This window comes from Tamlana sp. s12, from assembly GCF_016767215.1.
Lineage (GTDB): Bacteria > Bacteroidota > Bacteroidia > Flavobacteriales > Flavobacteriaceae > Pseudotamlana > Pseudotamlana agarivorans.
The window spans coordinates 429036-448000 of the sequence record NZ_CP068547.1 but is presented as its reverse complement, the minus strand read 5'-3'; the positions used below and the strand labels follow the sequence as shown (position 1 = coordinate 448000).

Genomic DNA, 18965 nt, shown 5'->3' with positions numbered 1-18965 from the left:
TGGTTTTTCTTGTTTAGAGAAGTGTTTTTTATATCTGCAGATAAACCGTTCAATCCTTCGTAAATAAGTCAGCTTTAAGTGAGGTGCATCTAACTGAAGAGGTGGGTATTACGAAAATCAAAAATTCTGGTGTTAAGCGTTTTGTAAAGCTTTAAGTTTAGACTTATTTTAGCATGATGCTTTAAAAATCAATAAAATATTGTATATTTGCGCCGTTGAAAGGCGAATTTAAAGATATGAGGGGACGAAAAGTCCCCTCTTTTTATACTAAAAATGTTTAAAAATAAAGTTACAGAATTATTAGATGCAGCCCTGGTTGAAAGACCAGACTTGTTTCTTATTGATTTTTCTATAAATAATGAAAATCACATTAAAGTGATTATTGATGGCGATTCTGGTGTGTTAGTCGAAGACTGCATGTTCATCAGTCGCGCTATCGAGCACAATTTAGATCGTGAGGAAGAGGATTTTTCTCTGGAAGTGATGTCGGCAGGAGCAGCATCACCGTTAGTTCACAATCGTCAGTACAAGAAAAATTTAAACAGAACCCTTAAGGTAAGAACAAAAACCGAAGAGATTGAAGGGACACTTGTTGAAGCAACCGATAATGAGGTTGTTTTAGAGTGGAAAGTTCGTGAGCCAAAACCTGTAGGTAAAGGCAAGGTTACTGTAAAAAAGGAAGGGCGTATTCCTTATGAAGATATTGTAGAAGCAAAAGTTATGATTAAATTTTAATTAAAAAGAGTTATGGAAAATATCGCGTTAATTGAATCTTTTTCGGAATTCAAAGACGATAAGCTAATTGATAGGGTAACCTTAATGGCAATCTTAGAAGATGTATTTAGAAGCGCCTTGAAAAAGAAATTTGGTGATGATGATAATTTTGATATTATTGTAAACCCAGATAAAGGTGATTTAGAGATATGGAGAAATAGAGTTGTTGTTGCCGATGGTGAAGTAGAAGAGCCTAATCAAGAAATCTCTTTAACTGAAGCTCGTAAAATTGAACCAGATTTTGAAGTTGGTGAAGATGTTTCTGAAGAAGTGAAACTTATCGATTTAGGTAGACGTGCTATTTTAGCGTTACGTCAGAATCTAATTTCTAAAATTCATGAGCACGATAACACTATAATTTATAAGCAATTTAAAGATTTAGTAGGAGAAATTTATACTGCAGAAGTACATCACATTCGTCATAGAGCCGTTATTTTATTAGACGACGAAGGGAATGAAATTGTATTACCAAAAGATAAACAAATACCTTCAGATTTCTTCAGAAAAGGAGATAATGTAAGAGGTGTTATTGATGGTGTAGAGCTTAAAGGCGCAAAACCTACCATTATCATGTCAAGAAGTTCACCTGTATTCTTAGAGAAATTATTCGAACAAGAAATTCCTGAGGTTTTCGACGGATTAATTACCATTAAAAATGTAGTTAGAATTCCTGGAGAAAAAGCAAAAGTTGCTGTAGATTCTTATGATGATAGAATCGATCCTGTAGGTGCTTGTGTAGGTATGAAGGGATCTAGAATTCACGGGATTGTTCGTGAATTAGGAAATGAAAATATCGATGTGATTAATTACACAAGTAATTTACCACTATTTATAACTAGAGCATTAAGCCCAGCACGTGTAACATCAATTAAAATTGATGAAGAAACGAAGCGCGCTGAGGTTATTTTAAAACCTGAAGAAGTAAGTAAAGCGATTGGTCGTGGCGGTCACAACATCCGTTTAGCTGGTCAATTAACAGGTTTTGAAATTGATGTATTTAGAGAAGGAGCGGAAGAAGATGTTGAATTAAGCGAATTCTCAGATGAAATCGAAGGATGGATTATTGAGGAGTTTAGTAAAGCAGGTTTAGATACCGCTAAAAGTATTCTTGAGCAAGACATTAATGACTTGGTGAAAAGAACAGACTTAGAAGAAGAAACTATAAGTGAAGTGATCCGTATTCTAAGAGAAGAATTCGAAGATTAAAAAAATTAAGTGCAGATTTGCACGTTTGTTATGCCTTAACGGGTATAATGTATATATTTGAGTATTTTAAAGGCGATTTATGGCTGAAACAATTAGATTAAATAAAGTATTACGCGAACTTAACATCTCTCTAGATCGCGCCGTAGAATTTTTAGATTCTAAAGGTGTAGATATAGAGAAGCGACCAACTACAAAAATTTCTGAGGAAACTTATAAGATTCTTTCAGATGAATTTGAGACGGATGCTAATAAAAAGGTGAGATCGCAAGAAGTTAGTGAAGCGAAGCAAAAGGAAAAGGAAGATTTACGTGTTAAGCGTGAAAAAGAATTGGAAGCTAAGCAGAAAGCACAAGAAGCCATAGAAAAAGCCAAGCAAGAAGAGGTTGTAAAAGCTTCAAAAGCACTTTCAGGTCCTAAACAAGTTGGTAAAATCGACTTAGAGCCAAAAAAGAAAGTTGAAGAAGAACCTGTTGTTGAGAAAAAAGAAACCCCTGTAAAGGAGGAGCCTGTTACTGAAAAGAAAACAGAACCTGCTAAAGAACCAGAGGTTATTAAAGCTCAAGCACCTAAAATTGGATTAAAACCTGTTGGCGATAAAAAGTTAGAGATTGAACCTAAAAAGGTTGAGCCTGCTAAAACTGAAGCGCCTAAAAAGGAAACACCTGTAAAAGAAGAACCTAAAAAAGAAGCTACCCCAGCTAAGGCTGAAGCTACTGGTAAGGTTGATGAAGATGGTAATCCAATCGTTGAGGAACGCGTTAAAACACAATACCAAAAGCTTTCTGGGCCTAAAATTGCTGGAGATAAAATTGATTTATCACAGTTTAATAAGCCTAAAAAGAAGGTAGAGAAAAAGCCAGATCCTAAGCAAGGTGGTGGTGATCCTAAGAAAAAACGTCGTCGTATCAGTAAAGCTGGAGCGCCTAACACCGGTGGTCAAAACAGACCAGGTGGAGGTAGACCGGGAGGAAACGACCGTTTTAAAGGGAAACCAGGAGGTCCAGGTGCAGGACGTCGTAACATCGTTAAAGAAGAGCCTTCAGAAGAAGATGTTAAAAAACAAGTTAGAGAAACGCTTGAAAAACTTCAAGGGAAATCTAACAAAGGTAAAGGTGCTAAATACAGAAGAGATAAAAGAGATCAACACAGAGAGCAATCTGAAATAGATCAACAACTCGAAGCTGCAGAAAGTAAAATCATTAAAGTTACAGAGTTCGTAACCGCTAGTGAAATGGCAACCATGATGGATGTGAGTGTGACTCAAATTATATCAGCTTGTATGTCACTTGGTATGATGGTAACGATGAACCAACGTCTGGATGCAGAAACTTTATCTATCGTTGCAGATGAGTTTGGCTACCAAGTTGAATTCGTAACAGCAGATATTGAAGAGTCTATTGAAGAGGTTGAAGATAAACCTGAAGATTTATTACCTCGTGCTCCAATTGTTACCGTTATGGGACACGTTGATCACGGTAAAACATCGCTTCTAGATTATATCCGTAAGGAAAATGTAATCGCAGGAGAGTCTGGTGGTATTACGCAACATATCGGTGCTTACGGTGTGGAGTTAGAAAACGGACAAAAAATTGCTTTCTTAGATACACCAGGTCACGAGGCCTTTACAGCGATGCGTGCTCGTGGTGCTCAAATCACAGATATTGCCATTATCGTAGCAGCTGCCGATGATGAAATCATGCCACAAACCAAAGAGGCGATTTCTCACGCACAAGCTGCAGGGGTGCCTATCGTATTTGCTATCAATAAAATTGATAAGCCTGATGCAAATCCTGATAAGATTAAAGAAGGATTAGCACAAATGAACTTGTTAGTAGAAGACTGGGGTGGTAAAATTCAATCTCATGATATCTCTGCTAAAGTAGGTACAGGTGTTAAAGAATTATTAGAAAAAGTATTACTTGAAGCCGAGTTATTAGAGCTTCAAGCGAATCCAAATAAAATCGCTCATGGTACGGTTGTAGAAGCGTACTTAGATAAAGGTCGTGGATATGTATCTACTATTTTAGTTCAGGCTGGAACACTTAAAGTTGGTGACTATGTATTAGCTGGTCAACACAGTGGTAAGGTTAAAGCGATGCATGATGAAAGAGGACATGATGTTGCTGCAGCTGGACCTTCAACGCCAGTGTCTATATTAGGATTGGATGGAGCGCCACAAGCGGGTGACAAATTCAATGTCTTCGAAGATGAACGTGAAGCGAAACAAATTGCTTCTAAACGTGCTCAATTACAACGTGAGCAATCTGTTAGAACACAACGTCATATTACATTAGATGAAATTGGTCGTCGTATTGCTCTTGGTGATTTCCAAGAATTGAATATCATTCTTAAAGGTGATGTTGATGGTTCTGTGGAAGCATTAACCGATTCGTTCCAGAAACTATCTACTGAAGAAATTCAAGTGAATATCTTACATAAAGGTGTAGGTGCGATTACTGAAAGTGATGTATTATTAGCTTCGGCTTCTGATGCGATTATCGTTGGATTTAACGTGCGTCCTGTTGGAAATGCTCGAATGATTGCTGATAAGGAAGAAATCGATATCAGAACGTACTCTATCATCTACGATGCTATTAATGATCTTAAAGATGCGATGGAAGGTATGTTATCTCCAGAACTTAAAGAAGAAATTACTGGTACCGCTGAAATTAGAGAAATCTTTAAGGTGTCTAAAGTTGGAAGCATCGCAGGGTGTATGGTTACCAATGGTAAGATCCTTAGAAGCTCTAGCATTCGTTTAATACGTGATGGTGTAGTTGTTTATACTGGTGAATTAGCGTCATTAAAACGATTTAAAGACGATGCCAAGGAAGTAACTAAAGGTTACGATTGTGGTATGCAAATTAAAAACTATAACGACATTAAAGAAGGTGATGTTATAGAAGCTTTCCACGAAGTAGAAGTAAAAAAGAAACTTAAGTAATATTTAAGTTTTCATAACTATAAAATAAAAAAGCACCTCTTGTAGGTGCTTTTTTTATTTGGAACTTTATCATCTGGTATTAGAGCAAAAAAAAAGGGTGTTTTGGATTTACGATTCCAAAACACCCTTTTTATATTTTTATGATGATGACGTTTTATTTTTTAGGCTTAAAGATAAAAGCACTCGAAAACTCTTTTTTAATACGTTTTAAAGCGCGATCGGCTTCCAAACGCGTTCTAAAGTTACCAACCCATATCTTAAAGTTAGGTTGTTCGAAGTGAATGCTAGGACGCCAGTCAGAAAAGGTGGAACTAAACTTTTTTTGAGCCGCATATGCGTCTTGTCGATTGCCGTTGTAAATTTGTATTTTATATCTGTCGGCATCGTCGTCGTTCATATTTTTTTTCAATTCCAACAGTTTCTCAATATTCTTATCCTGGTTAATGCTCACCTGACCTTCTTGGGCTTGGGTGTAACTTGTTGTAAACAAAAGGCATACAGCCATGAATGTTAGAGCTCTAAATTTAATAGGAATCATATTTTAATAGTGTTTATGCAAATGTATAAGTATTAAACTAAATAGTTGCTTATTTTATTATTTAGAATGCCTCTAAATTAACTGTTAACGCTTCCTTAGTATTTTGCTAATCGAGTTTAAATATTACTTTTGCGAGAGATTTTAAAGCTATGCTTTTTCATTTATTAAATGACAAAAGTCATACCAAAAGTTAAGAAGTTAATTTAACCAACAATATGAGAAAGGTGATTCACCGTAAATTAAGTAGAAACTTACTTCGTTTAAGCTTAATTGTATTATTAGCGTTTACAAGCTCGCTTTCAGCTCAGGAAGGCGATCCAGCAAAAGGAAAATCTTTATTTAATGCCAATTGTGCAGCATGTCATCAATTAGATAAGAAAATGACAGGACCTGCATTGCGTCATGTTGAAGCACGTCTGTCTGATGAACAAGGATTAGATCGTGAGTGGCTACATGCATGGATACGTAACAGTTCAGGTTTAATCAAGTCTGGTGATGCGTATGCAAATAAAGTGTATAACGAATTTGGAGGTGCTGCCATGACAGCTTTTCCTCAGTTATCTGACGACGATTTAAATAACATCTTGGCGTATACCGCTGAAGAAAAGAAAGCGGCTCCAGCTCCGGCGGCAGGCGCTGCAGGAGCAGTTGCTGCAACTGGTGCTTCAGATGGTATTTCAAACGAGCTTATTTTAGGAGCTTTAGCGATTCTGTTTATTTTACTAGCTATAGGATTATATCTAGTTAATAAAACCTTACGTCGCTTTGCTACTGTTCAAAATATTGAGTTAGAAACAGAAACTGGTAGAACACCACTTTGGAAAGCTTTTATTCAGAATCAGTTTTTAATGATTGTAGTAGCTATTTTCTTCTTGCTTACTAGTGCTTACTTCGCTTTTGGTTTCTTAATGCAAGTAGGTGTTGATCAAGGTTACCAACCGGTACAACCAATACACTTCTCGCACAAAGTGCATGCAGGTGATAACGGTATCGATTGTAAATACTGTCACTCTTCAGCTCGAGTAAGTAAAACATCAGGGATTCCTTCTTTGAATGTTTGTATGAACTGTCATAAATCAATTTACGAATACAACGGTGAAACTTCAGCAGAGTACACTAAAGAATTTTACGATGGTGAGATTCAAAAGTTATACAAAGCTGCAGGATGGAGTGATGCCGATCAAAAATATACAGGTGAATCTCAACCAGTAAAATGGGTGCGTATTCATAACTTACCAGATTTCGCATACTTTAACCACTCACAACACGTCACTGTTGCAGGTGTAGAATGTCAAACATGTCATGGTCCTGTACAAGAAATGGAAGTGGTTTATCAACATGCACCATTAACAATGGGATGGTGTATTAACTGTCACAGAGAAACTGACGTGACAGTAAAAGATAACGCTTACTATGAGAAAATTCACGCTGAGCTTTCTAAGAAGTATGGTGTAGAGACTTTAACAGCAGCTCAAATGGGTGGTCTGGAATGTGGTAAATGTCACTACTAAAAACTTTTCGTAAATACGAAAAACCAAAAATTAATTTAAGAAGTAATTCAATTATATAATATGTCATCAAACAAGAAATACTGGAAAAGTGTTGAAGAGCTAAACGAAAATAGCTCTATTGTTGAGACGCTTAAACAAAACGAGTTTGTAGCAGAAATACCTACTGATGAGTTTTTAGGAAATAAAGAGACGTTAGAGTCTGGCTCTACAACGCGTCGTGATTTCTTAAAATATGTAGGGTTTAGTACAGCCGCTGCTTCTTTAGCAGCTTGTGAGGGTCCTGTTAAAAAAGCGATTCCTTACGTTGTACAACCAACTGAGATTATTCCTGGAGTAGCAAATTATTACGCTACAACAGTTGCAGATGGTTTTGATTTTGCAAGTGTTTTGGTTAAAACGCGTGAAGGTCGTCCAATAAAAATTGAAAACAATACCTTAGCTTCTACTCATGGCAGTGCTAATGCTAGAGTGAATGCTTCAGTTTTAGGTTTGTATGACAGTTTAAGAATTCAAGGTCCGAAAAAAGATGGTGCTTCAATTTCTTGGAGTGATTTTAATGCGGAAACTACTAAAAGTTTAAACAGTATTAAAGATTCAGGTCAGTCGATCGTGTTGTTAACACAGACTTTCGCTAGTCCTTCTACTAACAAGCTGGTTGCTGAGTTTAAAGAAACTTACGGTAACGTTAAGCATGTGGTTTATGATGCTGTTTCAGAATTTGCTGCTGTTCAAGCTTTTCAAAAGAAATACAATAAAAAAGGTTTAGCCGATTACGATTTTTCTCAGGCGATGACTATTGTTTCTGTTGGTGCTGATTTCCTAGGCGATTGGCAAGGTGGAGGTTTTGATGCAGGATATGCTAAAAACCGCGTGCCTCAAAACGGAAAAATGTCACGTCATATTCAGTTTGAATCGAATATGTCTTTATCTGGTGCTAACGCTGATAAGCGTGTACCGGTGACTCCTACTCAGCAAAAATTAGCCTTAGCGAAATTATACAGCCTGGTTACAGGAAATAATGTTTCTGTAAAAGGTTTACCTGAGCACGTTGAAACTGCTGTTAAAAATGCAGCTATTCAGCTTAAAAAGGCAGGTAGTAAAGCTGTTGTGGTTACTGGAATTCAGGATGTTAATGCACAAACTGTTGTTTTAGAACTTAATGAATACCTAGCAAGTAAAGCTTTTAATAGTAAAGTAGCTATTAAAACTAAGCAAGGTAACGATAATGATGTTGCTCAACTTGTTGCCGATATGAAGGCAGGGAAAGTAGGAGCAATTATCATGAGCGGTGTTAATCCGTTATATACTTTAGCAAATGCAGCTGATTTTGCTGAAGGTTTAAAGAAAACAAAATTATCTATTGCGTTTTCAATGAAGGAAGATGAAACGTCTTCTCATACGCAATATATCGCTGCAGCTCCTCACTTTTTAGAGGCTTGGGGTGATGTTGAAATAAAAACTGGTCACTACAGTTTAACCCAACCAACCATTCGTCCTTTATTTGATACGAAACAATTTCAGGATGTCTTATTAAAGTGGACTGGTAACAGCGCTTCTTATAGTGATTATATTAAAACCACTTGGAATAGTGATATTCTAAATGGAGGATCTTACAACCAAGCTTTACATGATGGTTTCTTTGTGAAGTCTGTAGTTGCTTCTGAAGAAGTAGAAGCAGAGGTTGAAGAAACTGAAGAATCTGTAAATGCATTTTCTGGAGCTGCACAAGCTTTAGCGTCATCTGCCAAATCAAAAGGTATCGAGTTAAGTCTTTATACTAAAACAGGTATGGGTGATGGTCAACAAGCTAACAACCCTTGGTTACAAGAGTTTCCAGATCCGATTTCAAGAGTGTCATGGGATAACTACTTAACGGTTTCTAAAGCTGATGCTGAAGAGTTAGGATTAATTAACAGACACGTTGCAACTGGAGCGTTAAATGGTAGCTATGCTAACGTTACAGCTAATGGTGTAACAGTAAAAGCACCTGTGTTAATTCAACCAGGCCAAGCTAAAGGTTCTGTAGGTTTATCTTTCGGTTACGGAAGAACAGCAGGATTAAAAGAAGAAATGCAAACAGGTGTAAATGCATATGCCTTATATCATAACTTATCAAACGTTCAAGATGTAACTATCGAAGCGGCTTCAGGTGAACATGAATTTGCTTGTGTACAGCTTCATAATACCTTAATGGGACGTGGTGATATCATTAAAGAAACGACTTTAGAGATTTTCAACACTAAGGACAAAGCGCATTGGAATGCGATGCCTGTGGTGTCTTTAAATCATGAAGAAACGCCTGTAACATCTCCAGATGTTGATTTATGGGATGAGTTTGATCGTAGTATAGGGCATCACTTTAATCTATCAATCGATTTAAATGCTTGTACAGGATGTGGAGCTTGTGTTATAGCTTGTCATGCTGAAAACAACGTGCCTGTAGTAGGTAAAGAAGAAGTGAGAAGAAGTAGAGATATGCACTGGTTGCGTATTGATAGATACTACTCTTCTGATGATACTTTTGAAGAAGATAATGCTAAAAAAGAAGGCTTCTCAGGTCTGTTTGGTGATAATGGTTCCTTAGGTGGATTTGGTGAAATGGAACATGCAGCCGATAACCCACAAGTCGCTTTCCAAGCGGTAATGTGTCAACACTGTAATCACGCACCTTGTGAAACAGTTTGTCCTGTAGCAGCAACTTCTCATGGTCGTCAAGGTCAAAACCATATGGCTTATAACCGTTGTGTAGGTACAAGATATTGTGCAAACAACTGTCCGTATAAAGTACGTCGTTTCAACTGGTTCTTATACAATGGAAATGATGAGTTCGATTATCATATGAATGATGATTTAGGACGTATGGTACTTAATCCTGATGTGGTTGTACGTTCTCGTGGGGTAATGGAAAAATGTTCTATGTGTATTCAAATGACACAAAAAACAGTTCTTGACGCTAAACGTGACGGACGTGTGATTAAAGATGGTGAATTCCAAACAGCTTGTTCTGCAGCTTGTAGCAGTGGTGCGATGGTATTTGGAGACATCAACGATAAAGACAGTAAAGTTGCAAAACTTAAAGAAGATAACCGTATGTATCACTTGTTAGAGCATGTAGGAACAAAGCCTAATGTGCAATATCAAACAAAAGTGAGAAATACAACTGAAGCATAATATAGTTAAAAGGTTTTAAGTTTAAAAGTTGAAAAAATACGAGGTCAACTTTTAAATAAATAACAAGTAACAAATAACAAATAACAATAAATATGGCGTCTCATTACGAAGCACCTATTAGAAGACCTTTAGTTACAGGAGATAAGTCCTACCACGACGTAACTGTGGATGTGGCAAAACCTGTAGAAGGAAAAGCAAATAAACAATGGTGGATAGTTTTTGGTATTTCACTAGTCGCTTTCCTTTGGGGAATTGGATGTATTTTATATACCATTACAACAGGTATTGGTGTCTGGGGTCTTAACAAGACTGTAGGTTGGGCCTGGGATATTACCAACTTTGTTTGGTGGGTAGGTATTGGTCACGCAGGAACACTTATTTCTGCAGTACTTTTATTATTCCGTCAAAAATGGAGAATGGCAATTAACCGTTCTGCAGAGGCGATGACTATCTTCTCGGTAGTTCAGGCAGGTTTATTCCCAATCATTCACATGGGTCGTCCATGGTTAGGATACTGGGTATTACCAATTCCGAATCAATTCGGATCACTATGGGTAAACTTTAACTCACCTTTACTTTGGGACGTATTCGCCATCTCAACATATTTATCGGTATCACTAGTATTCTGGTGGACTGGTTTATTACCAGATTTCGCGATGCTAAGAGATCGTGCTATCAAACCTTTTCAAAAGAGAATTTACTCGATATTGAGTTTTGGATGGTCTGGTCGTGCTAAAGATTGGCAACGTTTTGAAGAAGTATCTTTGGTACTTGCAGGTTTAGCAACGCCATTAGTACTTTCTGTACACACGATTGTATCGTTTGACTTCGCAACATCTGTTATTCCTGGTTGGCATACAACAATTTTCCCACCATACTTCGTTGCTGGTGCGGTATTCTCTGGATTCGCGATGGTAAACACATTGCTTATTATTATGAGAAAAGTGTGTAACCTTGAAGACTATATTACAGTGCAACACATCGAGCTTATGAATATTGTAATCATGATTACAGGTTCTATCGTAGGTGTGGCTTATATTACTGAGTTATTTATTGCATGGTACTCTGGTGTTGAATACGAACAATATGCATTCTTAAACAGAGCAACAGGTCCTTATGCATGGGCATACTGGATGATGATGTCTTGTAATGTTTTCTCTCCACAATTTATGTGGTTTAAGAAATTAAGAACAAGTATCATGTTCTCTTTCTTTATCTCGATTGTAGTAAACGTAGGAATGTGGTTTGAGCGTTTCGTAATTATTGTAACCTCGTTACACCGTGATTACTTACCATCATCATGGACGATGTTCTCACCTACATTTGTTGATATAGGAATCTTTATCGGAACTATAGGATTCTTCTTTGTACTGTTCTTATTATACTCTAGAACATTCCCTGTAATCGCTCAAGCAGAGGTTAAAACCATCTTGAAATCTTCAGGTGATAAGTACAAAAGAATAAGAGAAAGCGGTGGAAGTTTGTCAGGAACTGGTGCAGATCCTAGAACTTCGAACGTTAATAATGAACCAAAAAACTAAAAGTAGCATATGGAAGCTTCAAAAGTAATTCACGCTATTTATAACGACGACGATATTTTAATGTCTGCCGTAAAAAGGGTTAAGGCTGAAAGATATCATATAGAAGAAATATATACACCATTTCCAGTTCACGGATTAGACCGCGCTATGGGACTTGCTCCTACACGTATCGCTATTACAGCTTTTATTTATGGTCTTATTGGTTTAACAGTAGCTACCTTAATGATGAACTTCATCATGATCGAAGACTGGCCTCAAAACATTGGTGGTAAACCAAGTTTTAGTTATTTAGAAAACATGCCAGCATTCGTACCAATTATGTTCGAGCTTACGGTATTTTTCTCTGCGCACCTTATGGTAATTACCTTTTACTTACGTAGTAGAATGTGGCCATTTAAAAGTGCTGAAAACCCAGATCCTAGAACTACCGATGATCATTTCTTAATGGAAATAGCCGTAAATGGTAATGAAGAGGCTCTTGCTAGTATGCTTAAAGATACTGGAGCCGTAGAGATTAATTTAGTAGATAAAGCCCATTAATAAAAGATATGAAAAGCTTAATTAAAATATTAGCAGTAGCAGTTGTTTTTGTAGCCGTTTCTTGTAATAAGAGTACTGCACCAAATTACCAATTCATGCCTAACATGTACGAATCTGCAGGTTATGAAACTTATGGAGAAGCAGCATTTTCTAATGGCTTTGAAGCGCAATTACCTGCTGAAGGTTCTGTAGCTAGAGGATTTATCCCATTTGATGTTGAAAATTCAACCGAAGGTTATGAATTTGCTAAAGCTAATTTGGTTAGTCCGTTAGATTCTACTCAAGTAGATTTAAATAGAGGTAAAGAATTATACGATATATACTGTGGAATTTGCCATGGTGGTAAAGGTGATGGACAAGGTAACTTGGTAAAACGTGAAAAAATTCTTGGTATTCCAAGTTATGATGATGCGGGTCGTGCTATAAATGCAGGAAGCATTTACCACACTATTTACTATGGTAAAAATGCTATGGGATCTTACGCTAACCAATTACAAGAGGAAGAGCGTTGGCAAGTGGTTTCATATGTGTTACAATTAAAAGCAGATTTAGAAAAGTAAGATTGATAAGATTATTATAGATATGTATACATTTTCAAATAAATTAAAGACATTTTCTTTCATTCTAATGATTTTAGGAGCATTAGGTGTAGGTTATGGTTTTATGACGTCTCATAAATCTTTTGAGGAGGTTGAACACTTACTTGCTGAAGAATCACATCATGGTGGTGGTCACGGTGAAGCTAATGCGCACCATGCAACACCAAGTCACGATACCAACGCTAAGGCTGAAGGTAGTCATGGTGAAGAAGCACATGCTCAAGTTGATGAACATACGAAGCATGTTGAACACGTACAACACCAAATTGCAAACAGACCTTGGTCTGCATTATATGTAGCAGCGTTTTTCTTTATGATGATCGCTTTAGGTGTTTTAGCTTTTTATGCGATTCAAATTGCATCTCAAGCAGGATGGTCTCCTGTTTTATTTAGAGTGATGGAAGGCATTACGGCTTACCTTTTACCAGGGGCTATTATTGTTCTTCTTATTGCTATTGCATCAGGTACTATTGGTCACTATAACATATTTATTTGGATGGATCCAGATGTTGTAGCTCACGATAAACTTATTCAAGGTAAATCAGGATGGTTAAACCTAGGTGGTTTTGCTATTAGAGGAATCATTTTCATTGCTGGTTGGGCTTTATATCGTCATTTTGCACGTAAATTTTCTATTGCTCAAGATAATGCTGAACCTGGTGATAAAAGTAACTTTAAGAAAGCTTTCCGTATTACAGCTGGATTCTTAGTATTCTTTATCTATACCGAATCTATGATGTCTTGGGATTGGATTATGAGTGTTGATCCACACTGGTTTTCAACTTTATTCGGTTGGTACGTATTCGCATCAATGTTTGTTAGTGGTATTACTGTAATTGCACTATTATCAATTTACTTAAAATCTAGAGGTTACTTAGCATTTGTAAATGAAAACCATTTACATGATGTAGCTAAATTTATGTTCGGTATTAGTATTTTCTGGACTTACCTTTGGTTCTCACAATTCATGTTAATTTGGTACTCTAACATTCCTGAAGAGGTTACTTATTTCATCACGAGAATTAATGATTACAGATTACCTTTCTTCGGAATGGTAGTTATGAACTTCGTATTCCCATTATTATTATTAATGAACGCAGAGTATAAGCGTATGCCTTGGTTTGTTGTTATGGCGGGAATCGTGATACTTGCTGGTCACTATATTGATATTTTCAATATGATTATGCCTGCAACTGTTGGAGATAGATGGTTTATAGGAATTCCTGAAATAGGCTCTGTTTTATTATTTGGAGGATTATTCATATTTGTAGTATTCACGTCTTTATCTAAGGCTTCATTACTAGCAAAAGGATACCCACTTATGAAGGAGAGTGAAGATTTCCATTATTAATTAAGATTTATATAAAGAAGAAAGAAGAACCACCATGACTACTTTATTAACGATTATAGTTTTAGTATTTATTTTAATTGCCATTTGGCAAATGGTTAAGATTTTCGATTTGGCACAAGCTAAAACTGAAAACTCTCAAGTAGCTAACGATAAAGACAATGCCTTAAATGGTTATTTAATGATGGGCTTTTTAGCGTTCATCTACATCATAACTATTGTATGTATTGTTAAATGGGGCGATTTACCGCTTTTATCAAATTCTGCATCAGCACACGGACCTACTATTGATAACCTTATGGTTATTTCATTAGTAATTATATTCTTTGTACAAACCATTACGCAATTTTTGTTACACTACTTCGCTTTTAAATATAAAGGTGAAAAAGGAAAACAAGCATTTTTCTTTGCAGATAACAATAAGTTAGAAATGATTTGGACGATTATTCCTGTTATCGTTTTAGCAGGTTTAATTATCTACGGTTTGAATACTTGGATTAACATTACTAGTGTTGATGAAAGTGACGATCCTTTAATCGTTGAATTATATGCTCAGCAATTTAACTGGAAAGCGAGATATGCTGGAGCCGATAATACTTTAGGTAAAGCCAATGTGCGTTTAATTGATATTGATCGTGCTAATATTTTAGGTTTAGATGAAGCTGATCCTAATGCTCAAGATGATATTATTACTACCGAATTACACTTACCTGTAGGAAAGCCTGTGTTGTTTAAAATGCGTTCTCAAGATGTTTTACACTCAGCTTACATGCCACACTTTAGAGCACAAATGAACTGTGTTCCTGGTATGATCACACAATTTGGATTTACACCTACTGTAACGACTGCTGAAATGCGTCAGAATCCTGATATGGCTGAAAAAGTAGCTCATATTAATGAAATAAGAGTTGAGAATAGTAAGCCATTAGTTGCTAAAGGTGACGATGCTCTTGAGCGTTACGAGTTTGATTACCTGTTATTGTGTAATAAAATTTGTGGTAAATCACACTACAACATGCAAATGAAGATTATTGTTGAAACTCAAGAGGAATATGATGCTTGGATTGCTCAACAAAAGGAATTTAAAAATTCTTTAATTAATTAATTTAAACAAGAAACCAAACCGATTATAAGATTATGTCAGCACACGCAGATACTCACGCTCACGAAGACGACCACGGACATCATCATAAAGAAACTTTCGTAACGAAGTACATCTTCAGTCAGGATCATAAAATGATTGCTAAGCAGTACCTTGTAACAGGTACGATTATGGGAATTATTGGTATCATGATGTCAATGATGTTCCGTATGCAAATTGCATGGCCAGAAGAGCCAAATGTATTATTTGAAGCATTATTAGGTAAATGGGCTCCCGACGGTGTTATGGATGCCGATATTTATTTGGCATTAGTAACCATCCACGGTACCATCATGGTATTCTTTGTACTTACAGCAGGTTTAAGTGGTACTTTTAGTAACTTACTTATTCCGTTGCAAATTGGTGCTCGTGATATGGCCTCAGGTTTCTTAAACATGGTTTCTTACTGGTTATTCTTTTTATCAAGTGTAATCATGGTTATTTCATTGTTTGTTGAAGCTGGACCAGCTGCTGCAGGATGGACAATCTATCCGCCATTAAGTGCTTTACCAATGGCTCAAGGTGGTTCTGGTATGGGTATGACTTTATGGTTAGTGTCTATGGCTATCTTTATTGCTTCATCATTATTAGGATCTCTTAACTATGTAGTTACTGTTTTAAACTTACGTACTAAAGGGATGTCAATGACAAGATTGCCACTTACTATTTGGGCTTTCTTTGTTACAGCTATTATTGGTGTGATTTCATTCCCAGTATTATTATCAGCTGCATTGTTATTAATTATGGATAGAAGTTTCGGTACATCGTTCTTCTTATCAGACATATTTATTCAAGGTGAAGTATTACATTACCAAGGTGGTTCTCCAGTTTTATTTGAGCACTTATTTTGGTTCCTAGGTCACCCAGAGGTATACATCGTAATTTTACCTGCAATGGGACTTGTTTCTGAAATTATGGCTTCAAATTCACGTAAACCTATTTTCGGTTACCGTGCCATGATTGTATCTATTTTAGCCATTGCTTTCTTATCTACAATCGTATGGGGTCACCACATGTTTATCTCAGGAATGAATCCATTTTTAGGTTCTGTGTTTACGTTTACAACCTTATTAATTGCGATTCCATCGGCGGTAAAAGCCTTCAACTGGATTACAACCTTATGGAAAGGTAACCTACAAATGAATCCAGCGATGTTATTTTCAATCGGATTTGTTTCTACTTTCATCACTGGAGGTTTAACAGGTATCATTCTTGGAGATTCAGCTTTAGATATTAACGTTCACGATACATATTTCGTAGTAGCACACTTCCACTTAGTAATGGGTATATCTGCATTATATGGTATGTTTGCTGGAATCTACCACTGGTTCCCTAAAATGTACGGACGTATGTTAAATAAAAATCTTGGTTATATCCACTTTTGGTTAACTGCGGTTTGTGCTTATGGTGTATTCTTCCCAATGCACTTTATTGGAATGGCAGGTTTACCACGTCGTTATTATACAAACAGTAACTTCCCATTATTTGATGATTTAGCTAACGTAAACGTGATTATCACGGTGTTCGCTTTAGTTGGTGGTGTGGTACAGATTGTGTATTTATATAACTTCTTTAGTAGTATTTTCTTCGGAAAGAAAGCCACTCAAAATCCTTGGAAAGCGACAACTTTAGAATGGACTACGCCTGTAGAGCATATCCATGGTAACTGGCCAGGTGAAATTCCTCACGTATACCGTTGGGCTTACGATTATAGTAAACCAGGTTATGATGTTGATTTCGTTCCGCAAAACGTACCTTTCAAAGAAGGTGAAGTGGAGTTACATCACTAATTTATTCCTGCGAAGGCAGGAATCTCTTAATAGAGTATCCAAAAGATTATTTAAAGCCTTTCCTTTATGGAGAGGCTTTTGTTTATATTTGAAATTGTATTTTTGTGTTTTAAATTATAAGAATTTATAAATCTCATTAAAGTTTGAGTTATAATAATTTATAATATAAGTTAACCTAAATAGATTCCTGCCTTCGCAGGAAGTTAGCATGAACGAAAACCTAGACCCTACCAACGATAATTTTTCTCCAGAAGAGTTTGATGTAGAAAAGAAATTAAGGCCGCTGTCTTTCGATGACTTCACGGGGCAAGACCAAGTATTGGAAAATCTTCAAATATTTGTTCAGGCCGCTAATTTGCGTTCAGAAGCCTTGGATCATACCCTTTTTCATGGGCCTCCAGGTCTGGGTAAAACCACACTAGCCAATATACTTGCTAATGAATTGAATGTAGGCATAAAGGTGACCTCTGGACCTGTGTTAGATAAGCCAGGAGACTTAGCTGGTTTGTTAACGAATCTCGAAGAACGTGATGTCTTATTTATTGATGAAATTCATCGTTTAAGTCCTATTGTAGAGGAATACTTGTATTCAGCTATGGAAGACTTTAAAATCGATATCATGATTGAATCGGGTCCCAATGCCAGAACGGTTCAAATTAACTTAAACCCGTTTACGCTTGTTGGCGCTACAACCAGATCTGGTTTGTTAACTTCTCCAATGCGTGCTCGATTTGGAATCCAAAGTCGCTTACAATATTATAAAACAGATTTATTAACCACCATCATTCAGCGAAGTGCCAGTATTCTAAATGTGCCTATTTCTATGGAAGCGGCCATTGAAATCGCTGGACGAAGCCGAGGCACCCCTAGAATAGCAAACGCTTTACTACGTCGTGTGCGCGATTTTGCCCAAATTAAAGGGAATGGTAGTATTGATATTAAAATCGCAAAATACAGTTTAGAAGCCCTTAATGTGGATGCTCATGGTTTAGATGAAATGGATAATAAAATCCTATCTACCATAATCGATAAATTTAAAGGAGGACCTGTTGGTATCTCGACTATTGCTACGGCTGTAAGTGAAAGCTCAGAAACGATTGAAGAAGTTTATGAGCCTTTTTTAATTCAGCAGGGATTTATTATGAGAACACCTCGCGGTCGTGAAGTGACTGCTGAAGCTTATAAACATTTAGGGCGTGTAAAAGGTGCTACTCAAGGTGGCTTATTTTAACAAACCATCTTTTATATTACATTGAAATCAACCCCAAATAACCTATGAAACCATTTAAATTAATTACTTCAATGTTATTATTATGCCTTGTCTTTTCTTGTGATAAGGTGGATAAGCTTACTCAATTTGATATAGAGTATAACGAAAAAGTTGTTATAGAATCTTCAGCGGTAGTCGATTTACCTTTCAATGCCTTTACCCCAGAAATCAGTTCTAATTCAGAATGGACTTTTGAAAATAATAATACCAGAAAGAATCTTATCGAATATATTGAGTTAAAATCGATGACTTTGGAGGTTGATGGACCAGATCATGGTAATTTCGATTTTCTAAACAGCATCGAAATCTACATTTCTGCAGAAAATGAGCCTCAAGTTAAAATCTCATGGAAAGACCAAATTGAAGCTAACGGCAGTCGCGTTTTGAAATTGGATACCTCTAATGACGATCTTCAAAAATATCTTAAAAAGGATCAATTTAATTTAAGATTAGCTACCATTACCGATGAAATTATTACATCAGATCACCATATTAATGTGAAGTCAGTGTTTTTTGTTGATGCTAAAATATTCGGACTTTAAGAGGTAAAAGTTCCAAGTGGCTTCGTTTTAATTTTATTAATTTAGAGCAG

At 36.4% G+C, this 18965-nt stretch carries 14 protein-coding genes; 13 read left to right on the top strand and 1 reads right to left on the bottom strand.

Features of this window, described 5'->3' with window-relative positions; genetic code table 11:
• Positions 1-273: 273 nt before the first annotated feature.
• The 3 genes from rimP to infB all read left to right on the top strand — a co-directional run bounded on the left by rimP (position 274) and on the right by infB (position 4924).
• Positions 274-735: a ribosome assembly cofactor RimP gene (gene rimP / locus JJL45_RS01900; protein ID WP_067145073.1), complete on the top strand. Its 462-nt coding sequence runs from the start codon at positions 274-276 to the stop codon at positions 733-735.
• A gap of 12 nt (positions 736-747) precedes the next feature.
• Positions 748-1980 carry a transcription termination factor NusA gene (nusA, locus tag JJL45_RS01895; protein WP_067145072.1) on the top strand — a complete coding sequence of 411 codons (1233 nt, stop codon included), beginning with the start codon at positions 748-750 and terminating at the stop codon, positions 1978-1980.
• 79 nt (positions 1981-2059) lie between these two features.
• Complete coding sequence (infB, locus tag JJL45_RS01890; protein WP_068601060.1) at positions 2060-4924, top strand: translation initiation factor IF-2; 2865 nt, start codon at positions 2060-2062, stop codon at positions 4922-4924.
• A gap of 154 nt (positions 4925-5078) precedes the next feature.
• Here the strand turns inward: infB and JJL45_RS01885 are convergent, their stop codons facing one another.
• Complete coding sequence (locus JJL45_RS01885; RefSeq protein ID WP_068601062.1) at positions 5079-5462, bottom strand: SPOR domain-containing protein; 384 nt, start codon at positions 5460-5462, stop codon at positions 5079-5081.
• Between the two features lie 215 nt (positions 5463-5677).
• On the opposite strand from JJL45_RS01885, the gene JJL45_RS01880 reads away from it, so the two are divergent.
• The 10 genes from JJL45_RS01880 (at position 5678) to JJL45_RS01835 (ending at position 18915) form a co-directional block, all read left to right on the top strand.
• On the top strand, positions 5678-6973 hold the full coding sequence (locus JJL45_RS01880; RefSeq protein WP_068601064.1) for a c-type cytochrome: 1296 nt from the start codon (positions 5678-5680) through the stop codon (positions 6971-6973).
• A 60-nt stretch (positions 6974-7033) separates the two neighbouring features.
• On the top strand, positions 7034-10144 hold the full coding sequence (locus tag JJL45_RS01875; RefSeq protein WP_068601067.1) for a TAT-variant-translocated molybdopterin oxidoreductase: 3111 nt from the start codon (positions 7034-7036) through the stop codon (positions 10142-10144).
• Positions 10145-10236: 92 nt separating this feature from the next.
• Entirely contained in the window at positions 10237-11685 is a 1449-nt protein-coding gene (nrfD, locus tag JJL45_RS01870) for an NrfD/PsrC family molybdoenzyme membrane anchor subunit (RefSeq protein ID WP_068601068.1), read from the top strand.
• A 9-nt stretch (positions 11686-11694) separates the two neighbouring features.
• On the top strand, positions 11695-12225 hold the full coding sequence (locus JJL45_RS01865) for a DUF3341 domain-containing protein (protein ID WP_068601070.1): 531 nt from the start codon (positions 11695-11697) through the stop codon (positions 12223-12225).
• Between the two features lie 8 nt (positions 12226-12233).
• Complete coding sequence (locus tag JJL45_RS01860) at positions 12234-12785, top strand: c-type cytochrome (protein ID WP_068601072.1); 552 nt, start codon at positions 12234-12236, stop codon at positions 12783-12785.
• Positions 12786-12807: 22 nt separating this feature from the next.
• Positions 12808-14175 (top strand): quinol:cytochrome C oxidoreductase, encoded by a 1368-nt coding sequence (locus tag JJL45_RS01855; RefSeq protein ID WP_068601074.1) that lies wholly within the window; start codon positions 12808-12810, stop codon positions 14173-14175.
• Between the two features lie 34 nt (positions 14176-14209).
• Positions 14210-15277, top strand: a complete 1068-nt coding sequence (locus JJL45_RS01850; protein WP_068601076.1) for a cytochrome c oxidase subunit II — start codon at positions 14210-14212, stop codon at positions 15275-15277.
• Positions 15278-15309: 32 nt separating this feature from the next.
• Positions 15310-17103, top strand: a complete 1794-nt coding sequence (locus tag JJL45_RS01845; RefSeq protein WP_068601078.1) for a cbb3-type cytochrome c oxidase subunit I — start codon at positions 15310-15312, stop codon at positions 17101-17103.
• A 208-nt stretch (positions 17104-17311) separates the two neighbouring features.
• Positions 17312-18334 carry a Holliday junction branch migration DNA helicase RuvB gene (gene ruvB / locus JJL45_RS01840; RefSeq protein WP_068601081.1) on the top strand — a complete coding sequence of 341 codons (1023 nt, stop codon included), beginning with the start codon at positions 17312-17314 and terminating at the stop codon, positions 18332-18334.
• 44 nt (positions 18335-18378) lie between these two features.
• Positions 18379-18915, top strand: a complete 537-nt coding sequence (locus tag JJL45_RS01835) for a hypothetical protein (RefSeq protein WP_068601084.1) — start codon at positions 18379-18381, stop codon at positions 18913-18915.
• The last annotated feature ends 50 nt before the right edge of the window (positions 18916-18965 follow it).